General features: G+C 65.5%; 23 protein-coding genes. 12 read left to right on the top strand and 11 right to left on the bottom strand.

Features of this window, described 5'->3' with window-relative positions; translation table 11 throughout:
* Positions 1–50: 50 nt before the first annotated feature.
* The 3 genes from TO66_RS33310 to TO66_RS12020 all read left to right on the top strand — a co-directional run bounded on the left by TO66_RS33310 (position 51) and on the right by TO66_RS12020 (position 1,622).
* Entirely contained in the window at positions 51–257 is a 207-nt protein-coding gene (locus TO66_RS33310; RefSeq protein ID WP_052506111.1) for a hypothetical protein, read from the top strand.
* Positions 258–311: 54 nt separating this feature from the next.
* The gene (locus tag TO66_RS12015) at positions 312–1,127 is read left to right on the top strand and encodes a hypothetical protein (RefSeq protein ID WP_156162061.1); all 816 of its coding nucleotides are present in this window, start codon (positions 312–314) and stop codon (positions 1,125–1,127) included.
* Positions 1,128–1,208: 81 nt separating this feature from the next.
* Entirely contained in the window at positions 1,209–1,622 is a 414-nt protein-coding gene (locus tag TO66_RS12020; protein WP_044462516.1) for a response regulator, read from the top strand.
* Positions 1,623–1,694: 72 nt separating this feature from the next.
* On the opposite strand, the gene TO66_RS12025 is transcribed toward TO66_RS12020, so the two are convergent.
* The gene (locus tag TO66_RS12025; protein ID WP_044462517.1) at positions 1,695–2,564 is read right to left on the bottom strand and encodes an oxaloacetate decarboxylase; all 870 of its coding nucleotides are present in this window, start codon (positions 2,562–2,564) and stop codon (positions 1,695–1,697) included.
* A gap of 493 nt (positions 2,565–3,057) precedes the next feature.
* Here TO66_RS12025 and TO66_RS12030 point away from each other — a divergent pair, with 493 nt between their 5' ends.
* Positions 3,058–3,597: a DUF4174 domain-containing protein gene (locus TO66_RS12030; RefSeq protein ID WP_044462518.1), complete on the top strand. Its 540-nt coding sequence runs from the start codon at positions 3,058–3,060 to the stop codon at positions 3,595–3,597.
* Between the two features lie 123 nt (positions 3,598–3,720).
* Here TO66_RS12030 and TO66_RS12035 read toward each other — a convergent pair whose 3' ends face one another.
* Positions 3,721–4,938 carry an acetylornithine transaminase gene (locus TO66_RS12035; protein ID WP_044462519.1) on the bottom strand — a complete coding sequence of 406 codons (1,218 nt, stop codon included), beginning with the start codon at positions 4,936–4,938 and terminating at the stop codon, positions 3,721–3,723.
* A gap of 99 nt (positions 4,939–5,037) precedes the next feature.
* Between TO66_RS12035 and TO66_RS12040 the strand changes: the two genes are divergently transcribed.
* On the top strand, positions 5,038–5,946 hold the full coding sequence (locus TO66_RS12040) for a LysR family transcriptional regulator (RefSeq protein WP_044462520.1): 909 nt from the start codon (positions 5,038–5,040) through the stop codon (positions 5,944–5,946).
* Here the strand turns inward: TO66_RS12040 and TO66_RS12045 are convergent.
* From TO66_RS12045 to TO66_RS12055, 3 genes are read right to left on the bottom strand one after another with little or no spacing between them, the layout of a single operon-like run.
* Positions 5,943–6,449, bottom strand: a complete 507-nt coding sequence (locus TO66_RS12045; RefSeq protein WP_044462521.1) for an NUDIX hydrolase — start codon at positions 6,447–6,449, stop codon at positions 5,943–5,945. The two genes, TO66_RS12040 and TO66_RS12045, sit on opposite strands and share 4 nt — an antisense overlap.
* An 8-nt stretch (positions 6,450–6,457) precedes the next feature.
* Positions 6,458–7,165, bottom strand: coding sequence for an NUDIX hydrolase (locus TO66_RS12050; RefSeq protein ID WP_044462522.1), 708 nt, complete (start codon positions 7,163–7,165; stop codon positions 6,458–6,460).
* A gap of 1 nt (position 7,166) precedes the next feature.
* Complete coding sequence (locus TO66_RS12055; protein ID WP_044462523.1) at positions 7,167–7,712, bottom strand: adenylyltransferase/cytidyltransferase family protein; 546 nt, start codon at positions 7,710–7,712, stop codon at positions 7,167–7,169.
* Positions 7,713–7,883: 171 nt separating this feature from the next.
* On the opposite strand from TO66_RS12055, the gene TO66_RS12060 reads away from it, so the two are divergent.
* Genes TO66_RS12060 through nadE form a run of 3 tightly spaced genes read left to right on the top strand, consistent with a single transcriptional unit; the run spans position 7,884 to position 10,599 of the window.
* Positions 7,884–8,531 (top strand): nicotinamidase, encoded by a 648-nt coding sequence (locus TO66_RS12060; RefSeq protein WP_044462524.1) that lies wholly within the window; start codon positions 7,884–7,886, stop codon positions 8,529–8,531.
* A gap of 9 nt (positions 8,532–8,540) precedes the next feature.
* Positions 8,541–9,770: a nicotinate phosphoribosyltransferase gene (gene pncB, locus TO66_RS12065; RefSeq protein WP_044462525.1), complete on the top strand. Its 1,230-nt coding sequence runs from the start codon at positions 8,541–8,543 to the stop codon at positions 9,768–9,770.
* 1 nt (position 9,771) lies between these two features.
* Complete coding sequence (gene nadE / locus TO66_RS12070) at positions 9,772–10,599, top strand: ammonia-dependent NAD(+) synthetase (RefSeq protein WP_044462526.1); 828 nt, start codon at positions 9,772–9,774, stop codon at positions 10,597–10,599.
* A 46-nt stretch (positions 10,600–10,645) separates the two neighbouring features.
* Here the strand turns inward: nadE and TO66_RS12075 are convergent, their stop codons facing one another.
* From TO66_RS12075 to TO66_RS12090, 4 genes are all read right to left on the bottom strand, one after another.
* Entirely contained in the window at positions 10,646–11,113 is a 468-nt protein-coding gene (locus TO66_RS12075; RefSeq protein ID WP_044462527.1) for a hypothetical protein, read from the bottom strand.
* Positions 11,114–11,276: 163 nt separating this feature from the next.
* Positions 11,277–13,100, bottom strand: coding sequence for an NAD(P)/FAD-dependent oxidoreductase (locus TO66_RS12080; RefSeq protein ID WP_044462528.1), 1,824 nt, complete (start codon positions 13,098–13,100; stop codon positions 11,277–11,279).
* Positions 13,101–13,409: 309 nt separating this feature from the next.
* Complete coding sequence (locus TO66_RS12085) at positions 13,410–13,802, bottom strand: VOC family protein (RefSeq protein ID WP_044462529.1); 393 nt, start codon at positions 13,800–13,802, stop codon at positions 13,410–13,412.
* Between the two features lie 52 nt (positions 13,803–13,854).
* Positions 13,855–14,226: a GFA family protein gene (locus TO66_RS12090; RefSeq protein WP_044462530.1), complete on the bottom strand. Its 372-nt coding sequence runs from the start codon at positions 14,224–14,226 to the stop codon at positions 13,855–13,857.
* A 279-nt stretch (positions 14,227–14,505) separates the two neighbouring features.
* On the opposite strand from TO66_RS12090, the gene fae reads away from it, so the two are divergent.
* The 4 genes from fae to TO66_RS12110 all read left to right on the top strand — a co-directional run bounded on the left by fae (position 14,506) and on the right by TO66_RS12110 (position 19,024).
* Entirely contained in the window at positions 14,506–15,018 is a 513-nt protein-coding gene (gene fae / locus TO66_RS12095; protein WP_044462531.1) for a formaldehyde-activating enzyme, read from the top strand.
* A 10-nt stretch (positions 15,019–15,028) separates the two neighbouring features.
* On the top strand, positions 15,029–16,063 hold the full coding sequence (locus tag TO66_RS12100) for an aldo/keto reductase (protein ID WP_044462532.1): 1,035 nt from the start codon (positions 15,029–15,031) through the stop codon (positions 16,061–16,063).
* Positions 16,060–17,493, top strand: a complete 1,434-nt coding sequence (locus TO66_RS12105; protein WP_044462533.1) for an NAD-dependent succinate-semialdehyde dehydrogenase — start codon at positions 16,060–16,062, stop codon at positions 17,491–17,493. The genes TO66_RS12100 and TO66_RS12105 overlap by 4 nt, the downstream gene beginning before the upstream one ends.
* A 163-nt stretch (positions 17,494–17,656) precedes the next feature.
* Positions 17,657–19,024 carry an MFS transporter gene (locus tag TO66_RS12110; protein ID WP_044462534.1) on the top strand — a complete coding sequence of 456 codons (1,368 nt, stop codon included), beginning with the start codon at positions 17,657–17,659 and terminating at the stop codon, positions 19,022–19,024.
* Positions 19,025–19,249: 225 nt separating this feature from the next.
* Here the strand turns inward: TO66_RS12110 and TO66_RS12115 are convergent, their stop codons facing one another.
* On the bottom strand, positions 19,250–20,125 hold the full coding sequence (locus TO66_RS12115; protein WP_044462535.1) for a LysR substrate-binding domain-containing protein: 876 nt from the start codon (positions 20,123–20,125) through the stop codon (positions 19,250–19,252).
* Positions 20,126–20,450: 325 nt separating this feature from the next.
* Positions 20,451–21,764, bottom strand: coding sequence for an FAD-binding oxidoreductase (locus TO66_RS12120; protein ID WP_044462536.1), 1,314 nt, complete (start codon positions 21,762–21,764; stop codon positions 20,451–20,453).

Consider the following 21,764-nt stretch of genomic DNA (forward strand, 5'->3'; position numbering starts at 1 on the left):
CGCGGGTCCGACGGGTGTGGAAGCGGTTCGGACAATAGGGGAGCAAGGTGATGCCAATTGTCGCGTTGCTTGTCGTGCTGCTGCTCGGCGGCTGCGTCGGTGATCCGCAAGACAGGATGCCGGGTCTCTACCGGGAGCAGGGCGTGGTCGGTGAGCCGAAGATCCAGTTTCTCGGGGTGGGCGGCTGGTTGCTGCACTGGGGTGGGGAAGGGGTAATGCTGGCGCCGTCGTTCAGCAATCCCGATTCCCTGAACTAAGGCCTCCTGCCGCCACTGCGGGTGGTGGCCGACCACAAGCGCATCGACCGCTATATGCCACGCGCCGATGACGTGACCATGCTGCTGATCGGGCACGGGCACTATGACCATCTGCTGGATGTCCCCTGGGTGATGGAAAAACACAGCCCCAGGGCCCTGGCCTATGGTTCCTCCTCGGTGGCGCATATGTTGCGGGCCATGGTCGATCCGCTGCGGGTGGTCAACGCACAGTGGGCCATGGCCCGTCCCCGGCAGGCCGATGGCGCCTGGTTGCCGCCGACGGGGGGGAGTTGGCTGTACTCCACCGGTCGGCGCGTGCGGGCCATGCCGATCCAGAGCCTGCACGCCGGGCATGTCGCCGGCATCAACCTGATTCCCGGCGGGTATGTGGTCGATCTCGAATACACGCCGGTCTACGTCTGGCAGTGGAAGCCGGGGCAACCGATGGCCTGGTTGATCGACCTGCTCGACGAGCGCGGTGAGCCGGTGTATCGCTTGCACTATCAGGACTCCGGCGCGCCGCCGCCCTTTGGCTTTCCGCCTGCGCTGGCCGATGGCAAGGCAATCGACGTGGAGATCCTCAGCGCCGCTTCCTGGACCCAGGTACGCGATTACCCCGGGGGCTTGCTGACAGTGTCGCGGCCACGGATGGTGCTGATTGGCCACTGGGAAAATTTCTTCGGCAGCGATCCGTACCGGCCGCGGCCGCTTCCCGGGCTAAAGCTCCAGCCTTTTCTGGACACTGTGGCCTGCCATGTCGCCCGTGGCGTTCCGGTAATCCTGCCGGCGCCCCTGGCAGTGATCCCCCTACCGTCGGCGTACCCGACGGCACGCGCGGTGTCTTGTCCGGTAGCTCGGCAGGTCGAGTGAATTTATCCGTCCGGCGTCGCTCATAACTGCAAATGGCGCCTTGGGCGCCGGTCGTTCATGTTGTCAGGGAGCGTCATTGTCATGAGTCCCACGTTACCCGGGAATACCGGCCTGCCATGCCGCCTGATTCTGGTGGTCGAGGACGAGCCGACGATCCGGGAATTCCTCTGCGAAATCCTCGAGGACGAGGGGTTCGCCACCCAGGGTGTGCCCACGGCGGATGAAGCGCTGGTATTCATCGATCGCCATCCGGAACAGGTTCGCCTGCTGCTCACCGATATCACCATGCCGGGCACCTTGAATGGCGCGGGCTTGGCCAACCGGGTGCGCGAACGCTGGCCGGCGATGCCGGTGCTGGTGATGTCGGGGTATGAGACGCCGCAGAGTTCCGGCATCCGTTATCCGGTGTCGTTCATCCGCAAGCCCTGGACCATCGGGCAGATCCTCGACAGCGTGGGCGATGCGTTGAAGCCGGAAGGGGGAAGGTTGCAGTGAAACCGCTGGGCTTTCGACCACCTTGGACCCGTGGGTCCAGGTGATCGCAAGTGGGGAGGCCGGGCTAGCAGCTCATTCCTTGACGCTCATGAACTCCTTGGCCCAGACGATGTAATCCTCGGGCTGGGTGTAGGTATGCGCCAGTTCGGTGGCGCTCAGGTCCGAGGCCTGGGTGAAGATCTGCCGCTGTTCGCGCAGGCAATCGTAGGTGGCCTTGATCGCCGCGAAATAGGCCGCGTGGCCGTCGACGATGATCTTCGCGCCCAGTTGCGCCAGGCGGGCGTCGTCGCGCAGCGCCGGGTTGCCGTAGGTCACCAGCATCAGCGGCACCGTCAGGTGCTCGGCAATCTGCTCCAGCTGCTCGAAATCCTTGACCCCGACCATGCAGATGCCGTCGGCGCCGGCGCGTTCGTACTGCTGGGTGCGGCTGATGATTTCCTGGATCGGCAGGATCGCCGCGTTGGTCCGGGCAATGATCGACAGCTCCGGGTCGACCCGCGCTTCCAGGGCCGCGCGGATCTTGCCCACGCCTTCGGCGACCGAGATCAGGTCGGTGGATTTGCGGCCGAACTGGGCCGGCAGCAGGGTGTCCTCGATGGTCAGGGCGGCGACGCCGGCGCGCTCCAGCTCGACCACGGTGCGCATCACGTTGAGGGCGTTGCCGTAGCCGTGGTCGGCGTCGGCGATCACCGGCAGCTGGGCGACGCGGCCGATGCGGGTGGCCTGCTCGGCGAATTCGCTCAGGGTGATCAGGGCGAAGTCAGGCGCGGCCAGCACCTGCAGCGAGGCGACGGAGCCGCCGAGGATGCCCACTTCGAACCCCAGGTCGGCGGCGATCCGCGCCGACATCGGGTCGAAGACGGAGGCGGTGTGAAAGCAGGAGTCTGAAGCGATCAACTCGCGGAAACTACGGCGTAAATCTTGATGAGACAGCCTGGACATACGAACTCCCGGAAGGAGGTAAAAGAGATGCCGACGATAGCGTCGAGTCAAAAATGCAATCGGTCGTCCAGCGAACCCGTGGTTGAAGTTCGCTGCGAAAACCTGGGCAGATGAAGACGAAACAAGCAGGTATGAAGCGGCGGGTGACGCCGCGCCGGGGCGCAAGGCCAGGCGGGCGGTCTTGTTATGGCCGGGATGAAGGCTATCACGGCGCCGCGATGGAAATGATGACGAATTCGTATGGCCTCATGCCAGAACGGCATGGGCCATGCCGGTTGGCGTGGGCGCCGACGCCGGTCGATCATGCCGGACGGCGCGGTCCGGGCCGATCCGGCAATGGCACCCGGGGTGGATGGCGGCACGCTGGCGGAGCGGTGGTGGCGCTGCTGGCGCGGGGGAGAACGGCCAGGAAAATGTCAGAATTTGAGTCCGGGTCTGGACCTTTTTCCCTGATGCGCAATCATTAGGACGTGGATACCCAAAGGAGAGACGCATGTTCATTCGGTCATTGACCCTCGCAACGTTGCTCGCTGTCACCGGCCCCGTACTGGCGGCCGACAACGAAGGCCCTCTGGCTCAGGATCAGGGCAAGTCGCGCCCGCTGATCGTCATCGCCCCCAGCACCGTGGACCCGACGCTGGTGGCACTGAAGAAGTCCCTCGACGAGCCGGCCAACCGCCAGGCCTTTGGCGAACGCAACATGGTGCTCTACACGGTGATCAACACCATCGGCCAGCGCGACGGCAAGGACCTGGACCCGCAATCGACCATGGCGCTGATCCGCAGCCTGAAGCTGGGGGCCGGGGCGCAGACCAAGGTGATCCTGGTGGGCAAGGACGGCGAGAAGAAACTCGAGCATTCCGGGGCCATCGAACTCAAGGAAGTCTTCAATACCGTCGACCAACTGCCGGCCGCGGAGAAGGAAGCCGCCGCGCCCGCGCCCGCGCCGGTCGCGGAGACCAAGGCGGCCCATGCCGGCAAGGCTGGCAAAGCGGGCAAGCCCGCCGAGCCGCCAAAGCCGCTGGACGATTGAATCCGGCCATTGCCGTTTTCCTGATCCAGCGCACCGCGAGCACGCTCGCGCCTACAGGGGCACCGCTGTTTCTGTAGGCGCGAGCTTGCTCGCGATAGCGTTCGCCTGATCCCCGGCCGCCCTTCACGACACCGCCAGCATGCCTGGAGCTTTCGCCTCAGTGGCCGCGGCGTCCTGCAGCGTCCGGCACACCCCCCGCACGATCATCTCGACCTCGCGCTCGTCGACGATCAACGGTGGCAGCAGGCGGATGGTGGTGCCCCGGGCGACGTTGATCAGCAGCCCGTGATCCCGCGCCGCCACCAGGGCCAGGTCGCGCAGCGGCGCCTTCAGCTCGATGCCGATCATCAGCCCCAGGCCACGCACCTGCAGCACCAGCGGATGCTCCGCCAGCTCCACCCGTAAACGCTCCAGCAGGTGTTCGCCCTGGCGCCTGGCGTTGGCCAGCAGGCCCTGTTCCTCGATGATCTCCAGCACGGTGCAGGCCACCCGGCAGGCCAGCGGATTGCCGCCGAAGGTGCTGCCGTGGCTGCCCGGGGTAAACAGGTGCGCGGCTTTGCCCCAGGCCAGGCAGGCACCGATGGGGATGCCGTTACCCAGGCCCTTGGCCAGAGTCATCACGTCCGGGACCACGCCTTCGTGCTGGCAGGCGAACCACTGGCCGGTACGGCCGATGCCGGTCTGGATCTCGTCGAGCATCAGCAGCCAGTTGCGCCGGCTGCACAGCGCGCGCACGGCCTTGAGGTAGCCGGGCGGCGGCAGGCGGATGCCGCTTTCGCCCTGGATCGGCTCCATCAGCACTGCGGCGATGCGCGGACCATGGGCCTGCGCGGCCTGCTCCAGGGCGGCGAGGTCGCCGAAGGGCACCTTGAGACAGTCCCCTGGCAACGTGTTGAGCCCCAGGCGCACCGCCGGCCCGTCGCTGGCCGCCAGGGTGCCCAGGGTACGGCCATGAAAGGCGTTCTCCATGACCACCACCAGCGGCCGTTCGATGCCTTTATGCCAGCCATGCAGGCGCGCCAGCTTCAGCGCGGTCTCGTTGGCTTCGGCGCCGGAGTTGTTGAAGAAGGCCCGGTCCATGCCGGCCAGGCGGGTCAGCCGCTGCGCCAGGCGCTGCTGCCAGTCGATGCCGTAGAGGTTGGAGGTGTGCAGCAACAGGCCGGCCTGTTCGCTGATGGCGCTGACCAGCCTGGGGTGGGAATGCCCGACGCCGGTTACCGCCACGCCGGCCACCGCGTCCAGGTACTCGCGACCGGCCTGGTCCCAGAGGCGGGTGCCCAGGCCGCGGGTGAAGCTCAGGGGCAGCGGTTGATAGGTGTTCATCAGGCAGGTGGCGGTCATGGCGGCAGCTCCATCCAGGGGGTGTGCTGGCAGTATCGTTAGCCACCTGAGCTAGATAAACTCGTCAATTCTTTAATCATCTTCAAGTCAGGGTTGATAATGGATCTGTTCCAGGCGATGTCGGTGTACGTCAAGGTGGTGGAGGCGGGGAACATGACGGCGGCCGCTCGTGAATGCGGCTTGTCCACCACCATGGTCGGCAACCATTTGCGAGCCCTGGAGCAGCGCCTGGGGGTCAGCCTGCTCAATCGCACCACGCGTCGCCAGCGCCTGACCGAGTTCGGCGCCGAGTACTACCAGCGTTGCCTGGCGGTGCTGGGGCTGGTGGCGGACTCCGAGCGCATGGCCGAACAGGTCCAGGGCGAGCCGTCCGGCACCCTGCGCATCACCGCGCCGCTGACCTTCGGCACCGAACGCCTGGCGCCGGCCCTGAGCGAGTTCCGCCAGCGTTGCCCGCAGGTCAAGGTGGAACTGACGCTGGCCAACCAGCGCTTCGACCTGATCGACGGTGCCTTCGATGTGGCCTTTCGCCTGGGCAACCTGGACAACCCGTCGCTGATCGCCCGGCCGCTGGAGGACTACACCCTGACCATCTGCGCCGCGCCGGAGTACCTGGAGCGCCACGGCACGCCGCAGGTCCCGGAGGATTTGCAGCAGCACAATTGCCTGGCGTTCGCCTATCCGGCCGGCGACGAATGGAGTTCCACCGCGACCCAGTGGCCGTTGCGCGGGCCCGAGGGCGACGTGCTGGTGCCGGTGTCGGGCTCGCTGCTGACCAACACTTCGTCCGGCCTGCACCGGGCGGCGCGGGGCGGGCTGGGGGTGGTGATGATGCCCGATGCCCTGGTGGAGGAGGACTTGCAGCAAGGCCGCCTGGTGCCGTTGCTGCAGGATTACGAACTGCCCTGGCGGGCCATGCACCTGCTCTATGCCCAGGACCGCTACCGCCTGCCCAAGCTGCGCAGCTTCGTCGAGTTCGCCCTGGAAAAATGGGGGCGGCCGGCCTAGGCCGACTCGCTGGCCAGCAGCATCATCGCCGCTGAAAGGGTGTGGCCATCGGTGATCTTTCCGCTGGCGATCATGGCCAGCAATTCCTGACGGCTGACCCACAGCAGGTTGTCCACTTCACCGTCGGTGGCCGCGGCCTGCTGCTCGGCGATCTGTACCTGGCACACCGCCACCGCGCTGGCGAGCAGCGAGGTGTTGCTGTGCAGCATCCCCAGTTCGCGCACATGCGAGGCCTGCCAGCCGGTTTCCTCCAGCAGCTCGCGGGCGGCGGCGTCGGCGGCGCTTTCCCCGGTATCGATGGCGCCCCGGGGAAACTCGATGGAGTGGCCGCCGATGGCCCGGCGCTTGAGGTTGACCAGCATCAGCCGGCCATCGGCCAGGGTCGGCACGGCTACCACGCCGTTCACCGCCTGGGCTTCCTTGATGATGAAATAACCCTGCTCGCGGACCACCTTGAAGTAGGGGGTCTCCAGCAGGCACTGGCTGAGGGGGGCAGTACTCATGACGGGCATCACTCCAGGAAACAACGATCGAACAGGTACAGCGCGGCGGGCTTGAGGTTCTCCAGGGTGGCCTGGGGCCGGCCGCCGTCGCCGCTTTTCTTGCGTCCGGTTTCCTGCAGGTAGCCGGCTTCGCTCATCTTCAGCAGGCGCTGGCGGATGCTGGTCTTGAGCACGGGTCGGCGCAGCACCAGGGAGAAAATGCTCACCGCCTCGGGGGCGCTGAACTCGTTGCCGAGGAACATCAGCGGCAGGCTGCTGTAGAGGGATTTGGAAAACAGCCGTTCGTGCGCCTGGGCCACCAGGTCGTTGTGGTCGAAGGGCAGCTTGAAAGCACCGCTGGCCACCTCCGAGAGGGCGAAGAAACCCTGCTTCGGGCCAGGCTGCAGCAGTTCGCTGGCGATTCCCAGGTAAAAGGTCGAGGACGACCAGCAGCGCGGATCGCGAAAGGCGTCGCCCACCGTGCCCACCTGTTCCAGCCAGGCCAGGGGCATGTCCACCTTGCTCGAGCGCCGTAGGCGTTCCACGGCATCGTTCAGGCTGCGGTCCTCGACGTCGCCGTTGACCACGATGCCCGGCAGTGCCCAGTGCCCGGCGAAGGGATCGCTGTCGCGTTGGTGGAGGAGGATTTCCAGCTCGAGGCGTTCGCGGTTATAGCGCAGCAGGCACAGGTCGATGGTGTGCAGATAGGCGCTGGGGAGGGGGGGGCGGTCGTGCATATCAACTTCCGTGGACGGCGTAGAGGCCGTAGTTTAGCGGATTCATCCCCGGGGCCAGCCAGTGGCTGGGTGGTGTTTCGCCGCGGGCCAGGTATTGGCGCAGCACCGTACTGCGCACCCCGGGCTGCTCCTCGATGCGCAGGATGGAAAAACGCCGCAGCAGTTCCGCGCCGCGATGGAATCCGGGCAGCTGGCGCGCCACGTCTTCCCCCACCACCAGGGCGATGCGCTTGCCGTCAAGGGCCAGGTCGTCCGCCAGCCGTTGCAGCAGGGTGTAGCTGTAGACCGGGGCGGGATCGGCCAGGGCCAGCGCCTGCTCCACCCGGCTCACCGCCAGTTCGGCGGGGCTCTGCGCTTGCAGGTGCCGGGTGATGGCCTGCAACCAGCTCACGCGCTGCTCGAAGTCGGCCATGCACTTGCCATCCGGGTGGCGGAAGCTGGGGACCACCAGCACCCGCCGGGCGTGGCGGGCGGCTTCGAGCATCACCCGGGCATGTCCGGCGTGGGGCGGGTTGAAGGCGCCGCCGTAAAGGGCCAGTTCAAACATCGGCTTCTCCTTTTTTGGTACATGACGTGTACTTTATCATCGCTTGCTTTAACCGGGAAATCTCTCGGATGCATTGAATTATTTTGCTAGTGGAAGATGATCGACCAAGAACTTCTTGCAATGAAAGTACATGACATGTACTTTATGGTTCATGCAGAGGAGAGACCCAGCATGAACAGCCAGACAATGAAAACCGCTTCCTTCGATGTCGATGCGCAAAAGAGCTTCACCCCGCTGTGCCCGAACGAGTTGCCAGTGGCCGAGGGCGACCGTATCGGTGGCGAGCTGAATTTCATGGCGACCCTGGCCAGCCTGCGGGTGGGCAGCAAGGACGCCCACAGTCCCCAGGCTCCCTGGGTGGTGGCCGGGCACGAGCAAATGCTGCAGCCCACCGGCCTGGAACACGCCGACCTGACCTGGGTCAGCCACTGCGTGCCGGGCACCGAGGGCTTCACCCTGCTCGACGAGCTGCCCGCTCCCTACGACTACGACTACTTCGTGTGGAAGGGCGTGGAGCCGGACCTGCACCCCTACGGCGCCTGCTACCACGACCTGCACGGCAAGCTGTCCACCGGGGTCATCGAGTTCCTGAAGAGCCAGGGTGTGCAACGGGTGATAGTCGGCGGCCTGGCCCTGGACTTCTGCGTCAAGACCACCGCCCTGCAACTGGCCGCCGCGGGTTTCGAGGTGATCGTCCACCTGCCGGCCTGCCGCGCCATCAGTGCCGAGGGCGCTACCCGGGCGATCGCGGACATGCAACAAGCGGGCATCGCGATAGCCGCGACCCGCGAAGCGACCACCAGACTGATCGGTATGTGAGGAGGCACCATGGACAGTGCATTCGATCGCAGTAACGGCGTGATCCAGAGCCTGCTGGACACCGACTACTACACCTTCACCATGATGCAGGCGGTGCTGCACCAGCACCCGAATGTCGAGGTGGAGTACCAGTTCATCGTGCGCTCCAGGGAGTCCCTGGTGCACCTGATCCCGGAAATCCGCCAGGAGCTGGAGAAGCTCGCGGGCCTGCAGATGCGTGAAGGCGAGCAGCGCTTTTTGTTCAACAAGCGCTTTCGCGAATACCTGACCCCGGACTTCGAGCAGTTCCTCGGCCTGTTCCGCTTCAACCTGCGCTACATCCACGTGGCCGCCCTCGATGGCCAGCTGAGCATCCGCGTGCGTGGGCCGATGCTGCACTGCATCATGTTCGAGCAGCCGGTGCTGGCCATGGTCAGCGAACTGCGCAACCGCCAGCGGTATCCGGAGGTGGAGCTCGAGGATGTCAGCCGCCGGCTGTACCAGAAGTTCGAATGGCTGGAGAAAAACGCCAGCCGCGAAGAACTCGCCGAATTCCGCGTCTCGGATTTCTCCACCCGCCGGCGCCTGTCGTTCAAGGCCCAGCGCGAAGTGGTGAAGATCATGAGCAGCGATTTCCCCGGGGTCTTCGTCGGCACCAGCAATGCGCACCTGGCCTATGAGTTCGACCTGCCGTTGATCGGCACCATGGCCCACCAGTGGCTGATGGTGCACCAGCAACTGGGGCGCTTGCGCGAGAGCCAGAACGCCGCGCTGGAAAACTGGGTGCGCGAATACCGCGGCCGCCTGGGCATCGCCCTGACCGACTGCATCAGCACCGACTTTTTCCTCAAGGATTTCGACCTGTACTTCGCCAAGCTCTACGACGGCCTGCGCCAGGACTCCGGCGACCCGTTGCTCTGGGCCGACAAGGTCCTGGCCCGCTACCGCGAACTGGGCATCGACCCGCGGAGCAAGGACCTGATGTTCTCCGACGGCCTGAACTTCGAGAAATGCCTGCCGATCCTGCGCCATGTGCGGGGCCAGGCGCGGTTCGGTTTCGGCATGGGCACCAGCCTGGCCTGCGACGTCGACGGCGTCGAGCCGCTGAGCATCGTGATGAAGCTGGTGCGGGTGCATGGCGAACCGGTGGTGAAGTTCTCCGACGACCCGATCAAGAACGTCTGCGAAGACCCATCCTTCCTCAGATACGCGGCGCAGGTCTTCAGCGTCGACCTTGCCCACTCGCCCCTGGAGGCCTGACATGACTCGCCAGACCCAAGAACGTATCGCCCGGGAACTGGGCATCGACCGGCAACTGCTGCGCGGCGGCGAGGCGGGCGAAATAGCCCGGCGCGTGGCCTTTATCCAGCAGGTGCTGCGCGAATCCGGCTGCCGGACCCTGGTGCTGGGCATCAGTGGCGGCGTCGACTCCCTGACCGCCGGCCGCCTGTGCCAACTGGCGGTGGAGCAACTGCGCGAGACCGGGCACGAGGCGCGCTTTATCGCCATGCGCCTGCCTTACCGCAGCCAGGCCGACGAAAGCGACGCCCAGGCGGCCCTGGACTTCATTCGCCCGGACAGCATCAGCACCTGCAACATTGCGGACTGTGTCGACGGCCTGATGAGTCAGGTGCAGGTCGATGGGCTGCGACCCTCGGCGGCCCTTACGGATTTTGCCAAGGGCAACGTCAAGGCGCGGGCGCGGATGCTGGCCCAGTACGCGGTGGCCAATTTCAGCAATGGCCTGGTGGTGGGGACCGACCATGGCGCCGAGGCGCTGATGGGGTTTTTCACCAAGTTCGGCGATGGCGCCTGCGACCTGGCGCCGTTGTCCGGGCTGACCAAGACCCAGGTGCGCCTGCTGGCCGAGGCGCTGGATGCGCCCCAGCGCCTGGTGCACAAGGCACCCACCGCGGACCTCGAAGAACTGGCGCCGGGCAAGCTGGACGAAACCGCCTATGGCTGCAGCTACGAGGAGATCGATGCCTACCTGATGGGCGAGCCGGTGAGCGACAGCGTGCGCGAGCTGATCGAAAGCGCTTATCGGCGCACCGCCCATAAACGCGCCTTGCCGCGCACTCCCGCCTGATCCTTTTGCCGCAGCAGGAACCGGCTCGCCAGCCAATGGAGGGCCGTCAGTCCGGCCATTTCTTCAGGGCTGCGCGACACTCTTCGGTCAGTTCGGCCATATGTTCCCGCACTTCTGGCCAACCCAGCAGCTCCAGCGCCTCACGGGCGCCCAGGTGCAGCGGCGCCCACTGTGGATGCTCGAAGCCATTGTCCTCGAGGGTCATTCCATAGGCCTGCGGGCTCAGGGCTTCACAGGCGCTCAACAGGCTTTGCAGGCGCGAGTGCAAGTTCGGCGCCAGATGGGCAGGGAAACGCTGCACGAAGTGCGCGAGGTAATCGAGATGGTCGGACCACAGATTGCATTCGGCGCAGCAGCCGATTTCCTCTCGCTGCGGGCCCGCATCCAGGGCCAGGAATTCCAGGGCCGGGCCGAGTTCGCCGACCAGGATGATTTTTCGGTATTCGTCCTGGCCATACCAGGTCCAGATTCTCGATCCGATGGTGGGTGTCTCGTCGATGCCCGCTTGCACCATTTGCCTTCTTCTCCATACCGTCAGCGCGCTCGTTCGCCCAGGGGGGGCGAACAGTCGATGCCCTAGGCTACAGCATCGTTCCGGGCGCGTCCGGTGGGGGAGACCACGAAGTAAAACCCCCGCCGTGCAAGCAGCGGCGGGGGCCGGGTTCACGGCAGTTCGGTCAACCCAGTTCTATCGGCTTGAGGCTTTCCCAGGACTCGACCGGGCCCGGGTTGCCCGGCAGGCTGCCACCGCCGAAACAGACCGCCAGCTTGTTCACCGCGTTCAGCGCGGTGGTGACCGCGCCCTCGGCCCAGCCGGCGGTCCATGACACATCGTCGCCGGCCAGGATGAAGCGATCGGGCTTGCCGGTGTCGATGCCGCTCATGAACTGGGAGAAGATCCGGCGCTGGTACTCATACTGGCCCGGCAGGTTCATCTTGAACGCGCCCAGGTAGAGCGGCTGGTCCTCCCAGTTGTGTTCCACGAACGGATTGACCGTGCTGTATTGCTCGTTGAGGTCGATGGCCGGGTAGATGTTGTCCAGCAGGTTGGTACACAGGTCGACATGCTGCGGCAGCGGGTCGGGGCGATCGCCGAGGAATTTCAGGGCATCGTCGTTCCAGGTGTAGGAGAGGAAGATCCCGCTACCCTTGTAGGTCCCGGTGCTCTTCGAGTAGTCGACCAGATAGGTGCCGCGCGTGAGCCGGTCGGAGAGGGTGATGCTCATTTTGCGCTGCTGGTTGGCCGCCACCGGGTCGTTCCAGAACGGCCGCTGGGTGGCGGCGAAGATCTTCGCCGACTGCATGTAGTGGGTATACATGATGGCTTCCCAGGTCGGCTGCGGCAGCAGGCTGTCCATGGCGGGTAGGTTCTGCGGGGTGCCGGAGTAGCGCAGCTTGTCGAGGATCCGCACGTGAGGGGTGTAGACCACGCTGGCGAATTCCTGGCGGTGCTGGGTGTTGGTGCGCGTGTCGGTGATCAGGACCCGGAACGAGCCGTCCGGCTGGCGCTCGATGTGCCGGACTTCCTTGTGGAACGGGTCGGCGAAGACTTCCCGCGACAGCGCTTCGACCGTGGTGCCTTCAGGCCAGTACACCTGGGTATCGCCCAGTTCTCCCGGGGTTTTCGACCAGAGCCGTTGCGGCAGGCTGGAGGAGCCGTCGAACATCAGTTGATGGTCGGCATCCAGGCCGGTGTACAGCACACGCAGCAGTTCGAGGATGCTGTTGGGGTAGTCGGTGTTCCAGCCGCCGGTGCCGAAGCCGATCTGCCCGAACAGGTCGATCTCGGCCTTGGTCCAGCCGGAGTTCTGCAGCAGCGCGGCGTAGAAACTGACATCGTCGCCGCTGGTGCCCGTGGCGGGCTTCAACACCGACTCCCACAGCTCCTTGATCTTCTGCTGGTTGATGCTGCCTTCGCTCATGGCCGCTTCCATGGCGGCGAAGTGGTAGTGCTCCAGGAACTCGTCGAAGAACTGGTTTTCCAGGTCGACGTATTCCTGGGGCTTGGGAAAGGCCGGGTTGCCGTCCACTTCGTAATAGACCTTCTCGCCCTGGTAGTCGACCACGGTGCTGATGGCCGCGGCGGTGCCGGGGTTGGGAAAGTCCGTGGAGTTCGCGGTCATGCCGACTTTGCGGAAGTAGTGGAACAGCGCCTTGCCGGAGACCGGGAAACGCATCGCGCCCAGCTCGCAGAGCACTTCGCTGCCGGGGTCGCCCTGGACCTTGGCGTAGAGTCGGCCGCCGAGGCGGTCCGAAGCCTCGACCACCACCGGATGCAGGCCCATGCGCAGCGCTTCATAGGCCGCCACCAGGCCGGCCGCGCCGGCGCCGACAATCAGCACCTTTTGCCCGTGGTTCGCCGCTGCCACACTGCCCAGTGGACGGCCCTCGGCCTCTTGCAGGTAGTTGGCGTAGTGGAAGGGGAAGTCCGGAATCAGCGCGGTGACGTCCTTGTTCATGCGCAGGGGAGAGCGGTTGGTTCTTGAAGGAATCGCAGACATGGGGTTTCTCCTTGAAAGTCATTTCCATGTGTTTCCACGTGCTCGATGGCTCTATTTCGATAGTCGCCAGCGGTTCCAGCCTAGAACAGATTCCCGAGTCGTGTCGGGTTGGAGGCGTGTGGGTTGCTGCTTCCGTAGGCGCCAGGCTTGCCGGCGATAGCGATGGTGAGGACGCCATCGCGAGCAAGCTTCGCTCCTACGGTTGAGTGGCGTGTGGCTGCTTTTGTAGGAGCCAGGCTTGCCGGCGATAGCGGTGGTGAGGACGCCATCGCGAGCAAGCTTCGCTCCTACGGTTGGTGTGTGTGGAGGCTAGGCCTGTACCGCTGTGCACAGCTCTACGAGCATGCCGTCGGGGCAGCGCACATAGGACACCACCTGGCCCCAGGGTTTTTCGCTTGGCGCGCTGAGTTCGCTGGCGCCGGCATCCAGCGCCCGTTGGTGGGCGGTGTGCACGTCTTCACAGACCAGGCCGATTTCCATACCCAGCGGTTTTACCGAACGGTGAGCCTCGACGTGACCACCGTCGAAATTCATCCCGGCCAGCTCATGGGCGGCGAAGGCCAGCGCAGTGGCGCCGGTTTCCAGTTCGCCGTAGGTGCCGGACTCATGGAGGAAGCGGGTCGGCAGGCCGAAGGCCCGGTTGAAGAATGCCAGCGAGGCGCTGACATCGGGGACGTAGAGAATGGTGTAGGCGAATTTCATGGTTGAGCGTTCCTTGTTCGTGACGACGGCGGATTCTGCCACGCCTGCTGTTTTATTCGCTGCCCTGGCACCAGCCCGGGCGTGCGTCCTGGTAGGAATGGTGGGTCGGCTTCAGCAGTTCCTGGTCGTTGTCGTCGAAGCTGCCCAGCAGCAGGGCGACGGTGGGTTCATCGTCGATCGCTCCCAGGGAGCTGCCGCACCGGGGGCAGAACGCACGGCTGGAATAGTCGGACGAGCGAAAGGTCGCTGGCACGCTGCTCCAGGTCACCCGCTCCCGGGGGAACTCGACCCAGGCCGCGCTGAGCGCGCCGGTGTGTCGCTGGCACAGCTTGCACGAACAGTAGTGCGGATTGTGCGCCGGCCCCAGGGCCTGGAAGCGGATCTGCCCGCACAGGCAGCCGCCGCTGTAAACCAATGGATTCATTGCCTGCTCCTTTAGCGTTCAGGGTGCCGGGCAAGGGTATTACCTAATCTCATGGCCCCATGATTTTTATTGGTTACAGGCCGCTACAAGGGCGGTGCTACAAAAGCGCAAACACAGCTCAGCCATAACAACAAAGAGTGTTTGCCCATGATCCCGTCTCGTTTTTGCCACGTCCGTGGCACCCGCGCCTCGCTATCCCGTTCCGGCCTCGCTTGCCACGCACCGTGTGTGCGGCCGATGACCGCCACCTGTTTCCCCACGCTCCAGGAGTAACTGTCCATGAAAGCACTCGACCTCTATATCGGTGAAGGTTTCGAAGGTCCGGGCGTGAACGCCGCGCACATCAATATCCTCATCGGCCCGCGCAACGGCCCGGCGGGCCAGGCCTTCGCCAACAGCCTGGCGTCGCCCAGCCAGGGCCATTGCCCGTTCATGGTGATCGCCCAGCCGAACATCCCGGTCAAGCCGATGACCCTGTACGTCAACAAGGCGGCCATTGGCAGTGACTTGCATGGCAACGCCACCTGGGGCGCGTCGCAGGCCGGTATCGCCAAGGCGGTGCTCGAAGCGCTGCTCGACGGCACCCTGCCCAAGGAAGCCGAGGACGAATGGGCCATCGTCACCGCCAACTGGGTCAACCCGGCCTGCGACGACCTGGATGCGGTCTACCGGAACAACTACAACGCCTGCCGCACGGCGATTCGCGCGGCCCTGACCGGCAAGCCGGAAACCGCGCAACTGAAGGACGTTGTCGCGCATATCAGCAACCCGTTCTACACCCCCAAAGCCTGAGGTTCGCACCATGCAATACATCCGTTTGGGCAACTCCGGCCTGCAAGTTTCCCGCCTGTGCCTGGGCACCATGAACATGGGCACCCCGGATTGGAAACCCTGGATCTTCAATGAAAAACAAAGCGAGCCGATCGTCGCCCACGCCCTGGACAACGGGGTGAATTTCATCGACCTGGCGGACTTCTATTCCGCCGGCGTCGGCGAGGAGGTGGTGGGGCGCATCGTCAAGCGCCTGGCCCGGCGCGAAGACCTGGTGATCACCACCAAGGTCGGCTACGGCACCCGCAGCGGGATCAACGCCAGCGGCCATTCGCGCAAGCACGTCATGGACAGCATCGATGCTTCGCTCAAGCGCCTGGACATGGATTACGTCGATGTGTTCATGCTGCATTACTTCGACGTGAACACGCCGGTGGAAGAGACCATGAGCGCCCTGAACGACATCGTGCGTTCCGGCAAGGCGCGCTACATCGGGGTCTCGACCATGCTGGTCGGGCAACTGGCGAAGATCATCATGGCCTGCGAGCGCAATGGCTGGGTCAAGCCGATCAACATGCAGCTGCAACTGAACTGCGCCTACCGCGAAGAAGAGCGCGAGATGCTGCCGTTCTGCCACGACCAGGGCCTGGGCATCTCGGTGTTCAGCCCGCTGGCCCGTGGCCTGTTGACTGGCGACGTCCAGTCGACCCGCAACCAGACCGACTTCTTCACCCAGCAGATGTACAGCGACGAGGCCTCGTTCGAGATCGCCCATTCGGTCCAGCGCGTGGCCCGGGCCCGTGGCGTGTCCAATGCGCAGGTCGCCCAGGCCTGGGTGCTCAACCATCCCGGCGTGGACTGCATGCTGGTGGGCGCCGACACCACCGAGCAGTTCGACAGCGCCCTGGCGGCCCTGGAGACCCGCCTGGATGCCGAGGAGTTGCACGAGCTGGAACGCAACTACACGCCGTGCGACGTGATCAACGACTACACCGCCGGCAAGCGGATCCTGCGTACCGCCCGCCCGGGCCTGGAACGCTTCACCTTGAGCGAGGCCGTGGCATGAGTGCGCTGATTCGTAATGGCAACTACATCGACGGCCAATGGTCCAGCGGCGGCCCCCTGTACCCGGTATTCAACCCGGCCAACGGCGAGCTGATCGCCCAGGTGCAAAAGGCCGGCGCCGAGGCGACCGGGCTGGCCATCGATGCCGCCAACCGGGCCTTGCCGGCCTGGCGCGGCCTCACCGCCAAGGAGCGCAGCCAGCGCCTGAAACGCTGGAGCGAGCTGATGCTGGGCAACCAGCGCGAGCTGGCGACCCTGCTCAGTCGCGAGCAGGGCAAGCCGCTGGCCGAGGCCATGGGCGAAGTGGTGTACGCGGCGAGCTTCCTCGAGTGGTTCGGCGAAGAGGCCAAGCGCGCCTATGGCGATGTGATCCCCAGCCACAAGGCCGACGCGCGGATCATCGTGACCAAGGAGGCCATCGGCGTGGTCGCGGCGATCACTCCGTGGAACTTCCCCCTGGCGATGGTCACGCGCAAGGTCGGGCCGGCCCTGGCGGCCGGCTGCACCATGGTCCTCAAGCCTTCGGAAGAGACGCCGCTGTCGGCCTTCGCCCTGGCGGTGCTGGCCGAGCAGGCGGGGATCCCGGCCGGGGTGTTCAACATCGTTTCCGGCGACGCCGCGGCCATCGGCGCTGCGCTGCAAGCCTCGAGCATCGTGCGCAAGCTGTCGTTCACCGGCTCGACCCGCACCGGCAAGCTGCTGATGCGCCAGGCCGCCGACACCTTGAAAAAGGTCTCGCTGGAGCTGGGCGGCAACGCACCTTTCATCGTCTTCGACGACGCCGACCTGGACGCGGCGGTGAAGGGCGCCATGGCCTCGAAGTTCCGTAACACCGGGCAGACCTGCGTCTGTGTGAACCGTTTCTTTATCCAGGACGGCGTCTATGAGGCCTTCACCGGCAAGCTGGCCGCGGCCGTGGCGGCGATGCGGGTCGGCAGCGCCCTGGAGGGCGAGACCGAGCAGGGCCCGCTGATCAATGCCGCGGCCCTGGCCAAGGTCGAGCTGCACGTCGGCGATGCCCTGGAGAAGGGCGCCAGGCTGCTGTGCGGGGGGCGTCGCCACGCCCTCGGCGGGACGTTCTACGAGCCGACCATTCTCACCGAGGCCAGCAGCGACATGCTGATCGCCCAGGACGAAACCTTCGGCCCGGTGGCCGCGTGTTTCCGCTTCAAGGACGAGGCCGAGGTGCTGCAGCGGGCCAACGACACGCCGTTCGGCCTGTCCGCCTACTTCTACAGCCGTGACATCGGCCGCGTCTGGCGCATGGCCGAGGGACTGGAGGCGGGCATGGTCGGGATCAACGAAGGGATCATCTCCACCGAGGTCGCACCGTTCGGCGGTATCAAGGAATCGGGCCTCGGCCGGGAGGGCTCCAGGTACGGCCTGGAGGACTACCTGGAGATCAAGTACCTGCTCATGGGCGGGCTCTGACACCGCACGTTTCCCGTAGGAGCGAAGCTTGCTCGCGATGAACGCACGACACCTCAGGTGGCGAGTGTTTTCATGGACGATTTATCGCAAGCGAGTTTCGCCCCCCACCAGGGAGGCCGTCCGCCGCACTTCTCCGTCAATAACAACAATTTTGGAGACGCACATGTCCATTCAATCCGTGAAGATCGACGACCTGCCCATCGGCCGCTTCCACCTGAAGATCGCCGGCCTGACCTTCGGTGCGCATTTCACCGACGGCTATATCCTGGGCCTGATCGGCATCGCCTTTACCCTGCTCAGCCCGCAGATGCAGCTCGATGCCTTCTGGCAGGGGCTGATCGGCGCGTCGGCGCTGATCGGGCTGTTTCTCGGCAGCCTGTTCTTCGGCTGGATTTCCGACCGTCTGGGGCGGCAGAAAATCTTCCTCATCAGCTTCGTGCTGATCACCCTGGCCTCGGTCATGCAGTTCTATGTGCAGAGCGCCATGGCGCTGCTGTTGTGCCGGATTCTCATCGGCATCGGCCTGGGCGGCGATTTCAGCGTCGGCCACGCGATGCTCGCCGAGTTCGCGCCGAAGAAACACCGCGGCGTGCTGCTCGGATCGTTCAGCGTGATCTGGACCTTCGGTTACGTGGCGGCGACCTTTGTCGGCACCGCCATGCTCGGCCTGGGCGACGACGCCTGGCGCTGGATGCTGGCCTCTTCGGCGATTCCCGCCGGGCTGATCCTGATCGCCCGTATCGGCACCCCCGAATCGCCGCGCTGGCTGGTCAACCAGGGGCGGGTCGCCGAGGCCCGGGCGGTGGTCAAGAAGCACCTGGGCGCCCATGTGGTGCTGGACGAAGAGCCTGCGGTGGCCAGCCGTTCCGGTTACGCGGTGCTGTTCAGCCGCGAGTACCGCAAGCGCACGGCGTTCAACTGCCTGTTCTTCGTCTGCATCGTCATGCCGTACTTCGCCATCTACACTTTCCTGCCCTCGATCCTGCAGAAGATGGGCCTGGCCGAGGGCTTCGGCACCGAGCTGATGCTCAACCTGCTGTTGATCCTCGGCGCGCTGATCGGCATCGGGTGCACGGTGAAGTTTTCCCGCCGCGGTTTCCTGATCAACTCGTTCATCATCCTGGCGGTGGCTCTGTTCCTGCTGGCGGTGCTGCCGGGCAGCGCGGCCTGGCTGATGGTGCTGGTGTTCGGCGTGTTCACCCTGGTGTTGTCGGCGGTGAGCAACCTGGTGGGGGTATTTCCGGCCGAGAGCTTTCCCACCGAGGTCCGTGCCAGCGGCATCGGCCTGGCCACGGCGGTCAGCCGCCTGGGGTCGGCGGTCAGCACCTTCCTGCTGCCGGTCAGCGTGGCCGGGATCGGCCTCAGTCCGACCATGGGCATTCTCGCCGCGATCCTCGCCCTGGGCGCGCTGATTTCCTGGGCCTGGGCCCCGGAAACCAAGACCCTGACCCTGAGCCAGGCGTGCAAGGCGCAGGGCCCCGAGGAAGGTGGCGCGGTGCCGGTGAGGCGCAAGGTCGCAGCGTCGATCTGAAACCTGCACCTGCCTTGTAGCCGCCGCGGAACGCTCGCAACGTTCTCGCGGCGGCTAGGGAGGCCGCTGTAGCCGCTGTCGAGCGCCAGCGAGGCTGCGATCGGCAACGCAGTTGCCGCAACACCTGAGTCCGCAACCCACCTGGAAAAATGGGACCTCTGGCCGGCGAGCGCTGCACGCTCGATCGCCGCCTCGCCAGGGCTCGGCAGCGGGGAACGGTGCGGGTCAGGGGTTGCTGACCAGGCGCAGCCATTCGGTAAACAGTCGCACCTTCGACAGGCCCTGCTTGTCGTTGGCGACGTCCAGCCAGTAGCCGTAAGGGCCGAGCACCTCCACCGCGGCGATCGGCAACAGGCTGCCGTTGGCCAGTTCGCGCTCGATCATCTGCCGGTCGATCACCGCCAGTCCGCCACCCGCCAGGGTGGTATGGATCACCTGGTCCAGGGTGCTGAATTCCAGGCCCTGGCCGGCATCCACATCGTCGCGGCCGGTGGCCGCCAGCCAGTTTTCCCAGACTTTCAGGCGCTTGCCGTCGTGCAGGATGTGCAGCAACGGAAACTGCCGCAGGTCCGGCGGCTGGCCGTCGACGAACAGCTCCGGGCTGGCCACCGCGATATGCCGCTCCATCACCAGCAACTGGCTCGAACAATGGCTGGCCGGCTCCAGGCCGAAGCGGATCCGGCAGTCGACCTCGGCCAGGCTGTCGTGGTTGTTCTGGTTGGTCACGCTGAGGCCGATGTCCGGGTAGCGCTGGCAGAAGTGGCGCAGTTGCGCCGACAGCCAGCGGGTGCCCCAGGTCGGCGGGGCGAGGATGCGCAGGCGCTGGCGCAGGTTGGGCACGCGTACCGCCTCCAGGGCGCGCTCGATATGGTCGAAGGCGGCGCCCAGTTGCGCCGACAGCGCCGATCCGGCTTCGGTCAGCGCCAGGCCCCTTGGGGTACGCACGAACAGGGCGACGCCCAGGTAGTCTTCCAGTTGCTTGATCTGGCGGCTGACGGCGCCCTGGGTCACGTTCAGGCCCAGGGCGGCCTGGCTGAAACTGCGATGCCGGGCGACTTCCTCGAAGACGCGCAGCATGTTCAAAGCAGGCAGTTGACGCATGAAAGGATGCACTCCACGCCCGGCGCCGAAACCTCACGGCCAGGCTGCGGGCAGCGACGGCGTCGAGGTGGCGGGCAGGCTTATTGTTGTTGTGTTCAAGCAGTTGGCCGAGGGCCTATCTGACCTGCTGTGACCGGGCGCTGCAAGTGTTGTCTGGCGGATTTGTCGAAGGCGCCGCGGTGGGGGCACGGCTTGCCGGCGATGGCGGTGGTGAGGGCGCTATCGCGAGCAAGCTTCGCTCCTACGGTTGGGCGGGGGCTGCTTTTTTAGGAGTCAGGCTTGCCGGCGATGGCGCGCCATCGTAAGCAGCTTGGGCACCGATGCTTCAGCGCAGTTTTTCGAGCACCTGGTAGTACCACATGCCCGCCGCCAGCAGCGGGTTGCCCAGCTGGTCGCCGAAGGGTACGCGGATGTGTTGGCAGGCGGCGAAGGTGTCGTAGTCACCGAGGTGCCCGGTGATGGCCTGGGCCATGATCTCGCCCATGATGTGGCTGGTGGCGATGCCGTGCCCGGAGTAGCCCTGGCAGTACCAGACGTTGTCCGAGAGCTTGCCCAGCTGCGGGATGCGGTTGATCACGATGCCCATGGCGCAGCTCCACTGGAAGTCGATGGCCACGCCCTTGAGCGCCGGGAAGGTGCGCTCGATGCATGGGCGCAGTTCGCCGGCGATGTCCCGCGAGTCCTTGCCGCTGTAGTTGGCGCCGCCGCCGAACAGCAGGCGGCCGTCGGCGGTCATGCGGTAGTAGTCGAGCACGAAGCGGCAGTCGTAGACCGCCAGGTCCTGGGGGTTCAAGCGCCGGGCCAGCTCGCCCAGGGGCGCGGTGGTGACGATGCCGCCCATGGCCGGGAAGATCTTGCCCTTGAGCTGCCGCGGCTCCAGCTTGTGGTACACGTCGCCGGCCAGCAGCACCTGCCTGGCATCGATGCGGCCCTGGGCGGTGATCACCGCCGGTCGTTCGCCGTGGACGATCTGCAGCACTTCGCTGTGCTCGAAGATCAGCGCGCCCAGGCTCTCGGCGGCGCGGGCCTCGCCGATGCACAGGTTCAGTGGGTGCAGGTGCATGTTGCGGGTGTTCTTGATCGCCCCGTGGTACAGCTCGCTGTCCAGCACTTCGCGCAGCTGTTGCCGGTCCAGCAGGCTGACCTCGTCGCCCATGCCGCGGCGCACGGCTTCGTCGTAGTCGGCGCGCAGCCCGGCGAGGTGCCCGGGCTTGTAGGCGGCATGCAGGTGGCCGTGCTTGAGGTCGCAGGCGATGGCGTATTTCGCCACCCGCTGCTGGATGATCCGGTGCCCGCGCCAGCGCAGCTGCCAGATGAAATCGTCGACCTCGTCGCCCAGGCTGCGGCGCATCTGCTTGCGCATGGCCTCGTCGCCGGACAGGCTGCCGGTGACCTGGCCACCGTTACGCCCGGTGGCGCCCCAGCCGATCTTGTGGCTCTCGACTATGGCTACTTTCAGGCCGCGCTCGGCCAGTTCCACGGCGCTGGCGACGCCGGTGAAACCGCCGCCGATGATCACCACGTCCACGCTCACCTGGCCTTGCAGGGGCGGGTAAGCGGTTTCGTGGTTGAGGGTGGCGCTGTAATAGGAGGGGCAGCGTTCGGCTGCCGGTGCTACCGGGTTGAATGCGGCTGTCAT

The organism is Pseudomonas sp. MRSN 12121 (genome assembly GCF_000931465.1).
Classification (GTDB): Bacteria; Pseudomonadota; Gammaproteobacteria; order Pseudomonadales; family Pseudomonadaceae; genus Aquipseudomonas.

Coding starts and splice junctions, on each gene's coding strand:
- TO66_RS33310 (WP_052506111.1), top strand. CDS start 51: ATGCCAATTGTCGCGTTGCTTGTCGTGCTGCTGCTCGGCGGCTGCGTC.
- TO66_RS12015 (WP_156162061.1), top strand. CDS start 312: ATGCCACGCGCCGATGACGTGACCATGCTGCTGATCGGGCACGGGCAC.
- TO66_RS12020 (WP_044462516.1), top strand. CDS start 1,209: ATGAGTCCCACGTTACCCGGGAATACCGGCCTGCCATGCCGCCTGATT.
- TO66_RS12025 (WP_044462517.1), bottom strand. CDS start 2,564: ATGTCCAGGCTGTCTCATCAAGATTTACGCCGTAGTTTCCGCGAGTTG.
- TO66_RS12030 (WP_044462518.1), top strand. CDS start 3,058: ATGTTCATTCGGTCATTGACCCTCGCAACGTTGCTCGCTGTCACCGGC.
- TO66_RS12035 (WP_044462519.1), bottom strand. CDS start 4,938: ATGACCGCCACCTGCCTGATGAACACCTATCAACCGCTGCCCCTGAGC.
- TO66_RS12040 (WP_044462520.1), top strand. CDS start 5,038: ATGGATCTGTTCCAGGCGATGTCGGTGTACGTCAAGGTGGTGGAGGCG.
- TO66_RS12045 (WP_044462521.1), bottom strand. CDS start 6,449: ATGAGTACTGCCCCCCTCAGCCAGTGCCTGCTGGAGACCCCCTACTTC.
- TO66_RS12050 (WP_044462522.1), bottom strand. CDS start 7,165: ATGCACGACCGCCCCCCCCTCCCCAGCGCCTATCTGCACACCATCGAC.
- TO66_RS12055 (WP_044462523.1), bottom strand. CDS start 7,712: ATGTTTGAACTGGCCCTTTACGGCGGCGCCTTCAACCCGCCCCACGCC.
- TO66_RS12060 (WP_044462524.1), top strand. CDS start 7,884: ATGAACAGCCAGACAATGAAAACCGCTTCCTTCGATGTCGATGCGCAA.
- pncB (WP_044462525.1), top strand. CDS start 8,541: ATGGACAGTGCATTCGATCGCAGTAACGGCGTGATCCAGAGCCTGCTG.
- nadE (WP_044462526.1), top strand. CDS start 9,772: ATGACTCGCCAGACCCAAGAACGTATCGCCCGGGAACTGGGCATCGAC.
- TO66_RS12075 (WP_044462527.1), bottom strand. CDS start 11,113: ATGGTGCAAGCGGGCATCGACGAGACACCCACCATCGGATCGAGAATC.
- TO66_RS12080 (WP_044462528.1), bottom strand. CDS start 13,100: ATGTCTGCGATTCCTTCAAGAACCAACCGCTCTCCCCTGCGCATGAAC.
- TO66_RS12085 (WP_044462529.1), bottom strand. CDS start 13,802: ATGAAATTCGCCTACACCATTCTCTACGTCCCCGATGTCAGCGCCTCG.
- TO66_RS12090 (WP_044462530.1), bottom strand. CDS start 14,226: ATGAATCCATTGGTTTACAGCGGCGGCTGCCTGTGCGGGCAGATCCGC.
- fae (WP_044462531.1), top strand. CDS start 14,506: ATGAAAGCACTCGACCTCTATATCGGTGAAGGTTTCGAAGGTCCGGGC.
- TO66_RS12100 (WP_044462532.1), top strand. CDS start 15,029: ATGCAATACATCCGTTTGGGCAACTCCGGCCTGCAAGTTTCCCGCCTG.
- TO66_RS12105 (WP_044462533.1), top strand. CDS start 16,060: ATGAGTGCGCTGATTCGTAATGGCAACTACATCGACGGCCAATGGTCC.
- TO66_RS12110 (WP_044462534.1), top strand. CDS start 17,657: ATGTCCATTCAATCCGTGAAGATCGACGACCTGCCCATCGGCCGCTTC.
- TO66_RS12115 (WP_044462535.1), bottom strand. CDS start 20,125: ATGCGTCAACTGCCTGCTTTGAACATGCTGCGCGTCTTCGAGGAAGTC.
- TO66_RS12120 (WP_044462536.1), bottom strand. CDS start 21,764: ATGACAGCCGCATTCAACCCGGTAGCACCGGCAGCCGAACGCTGCCCC.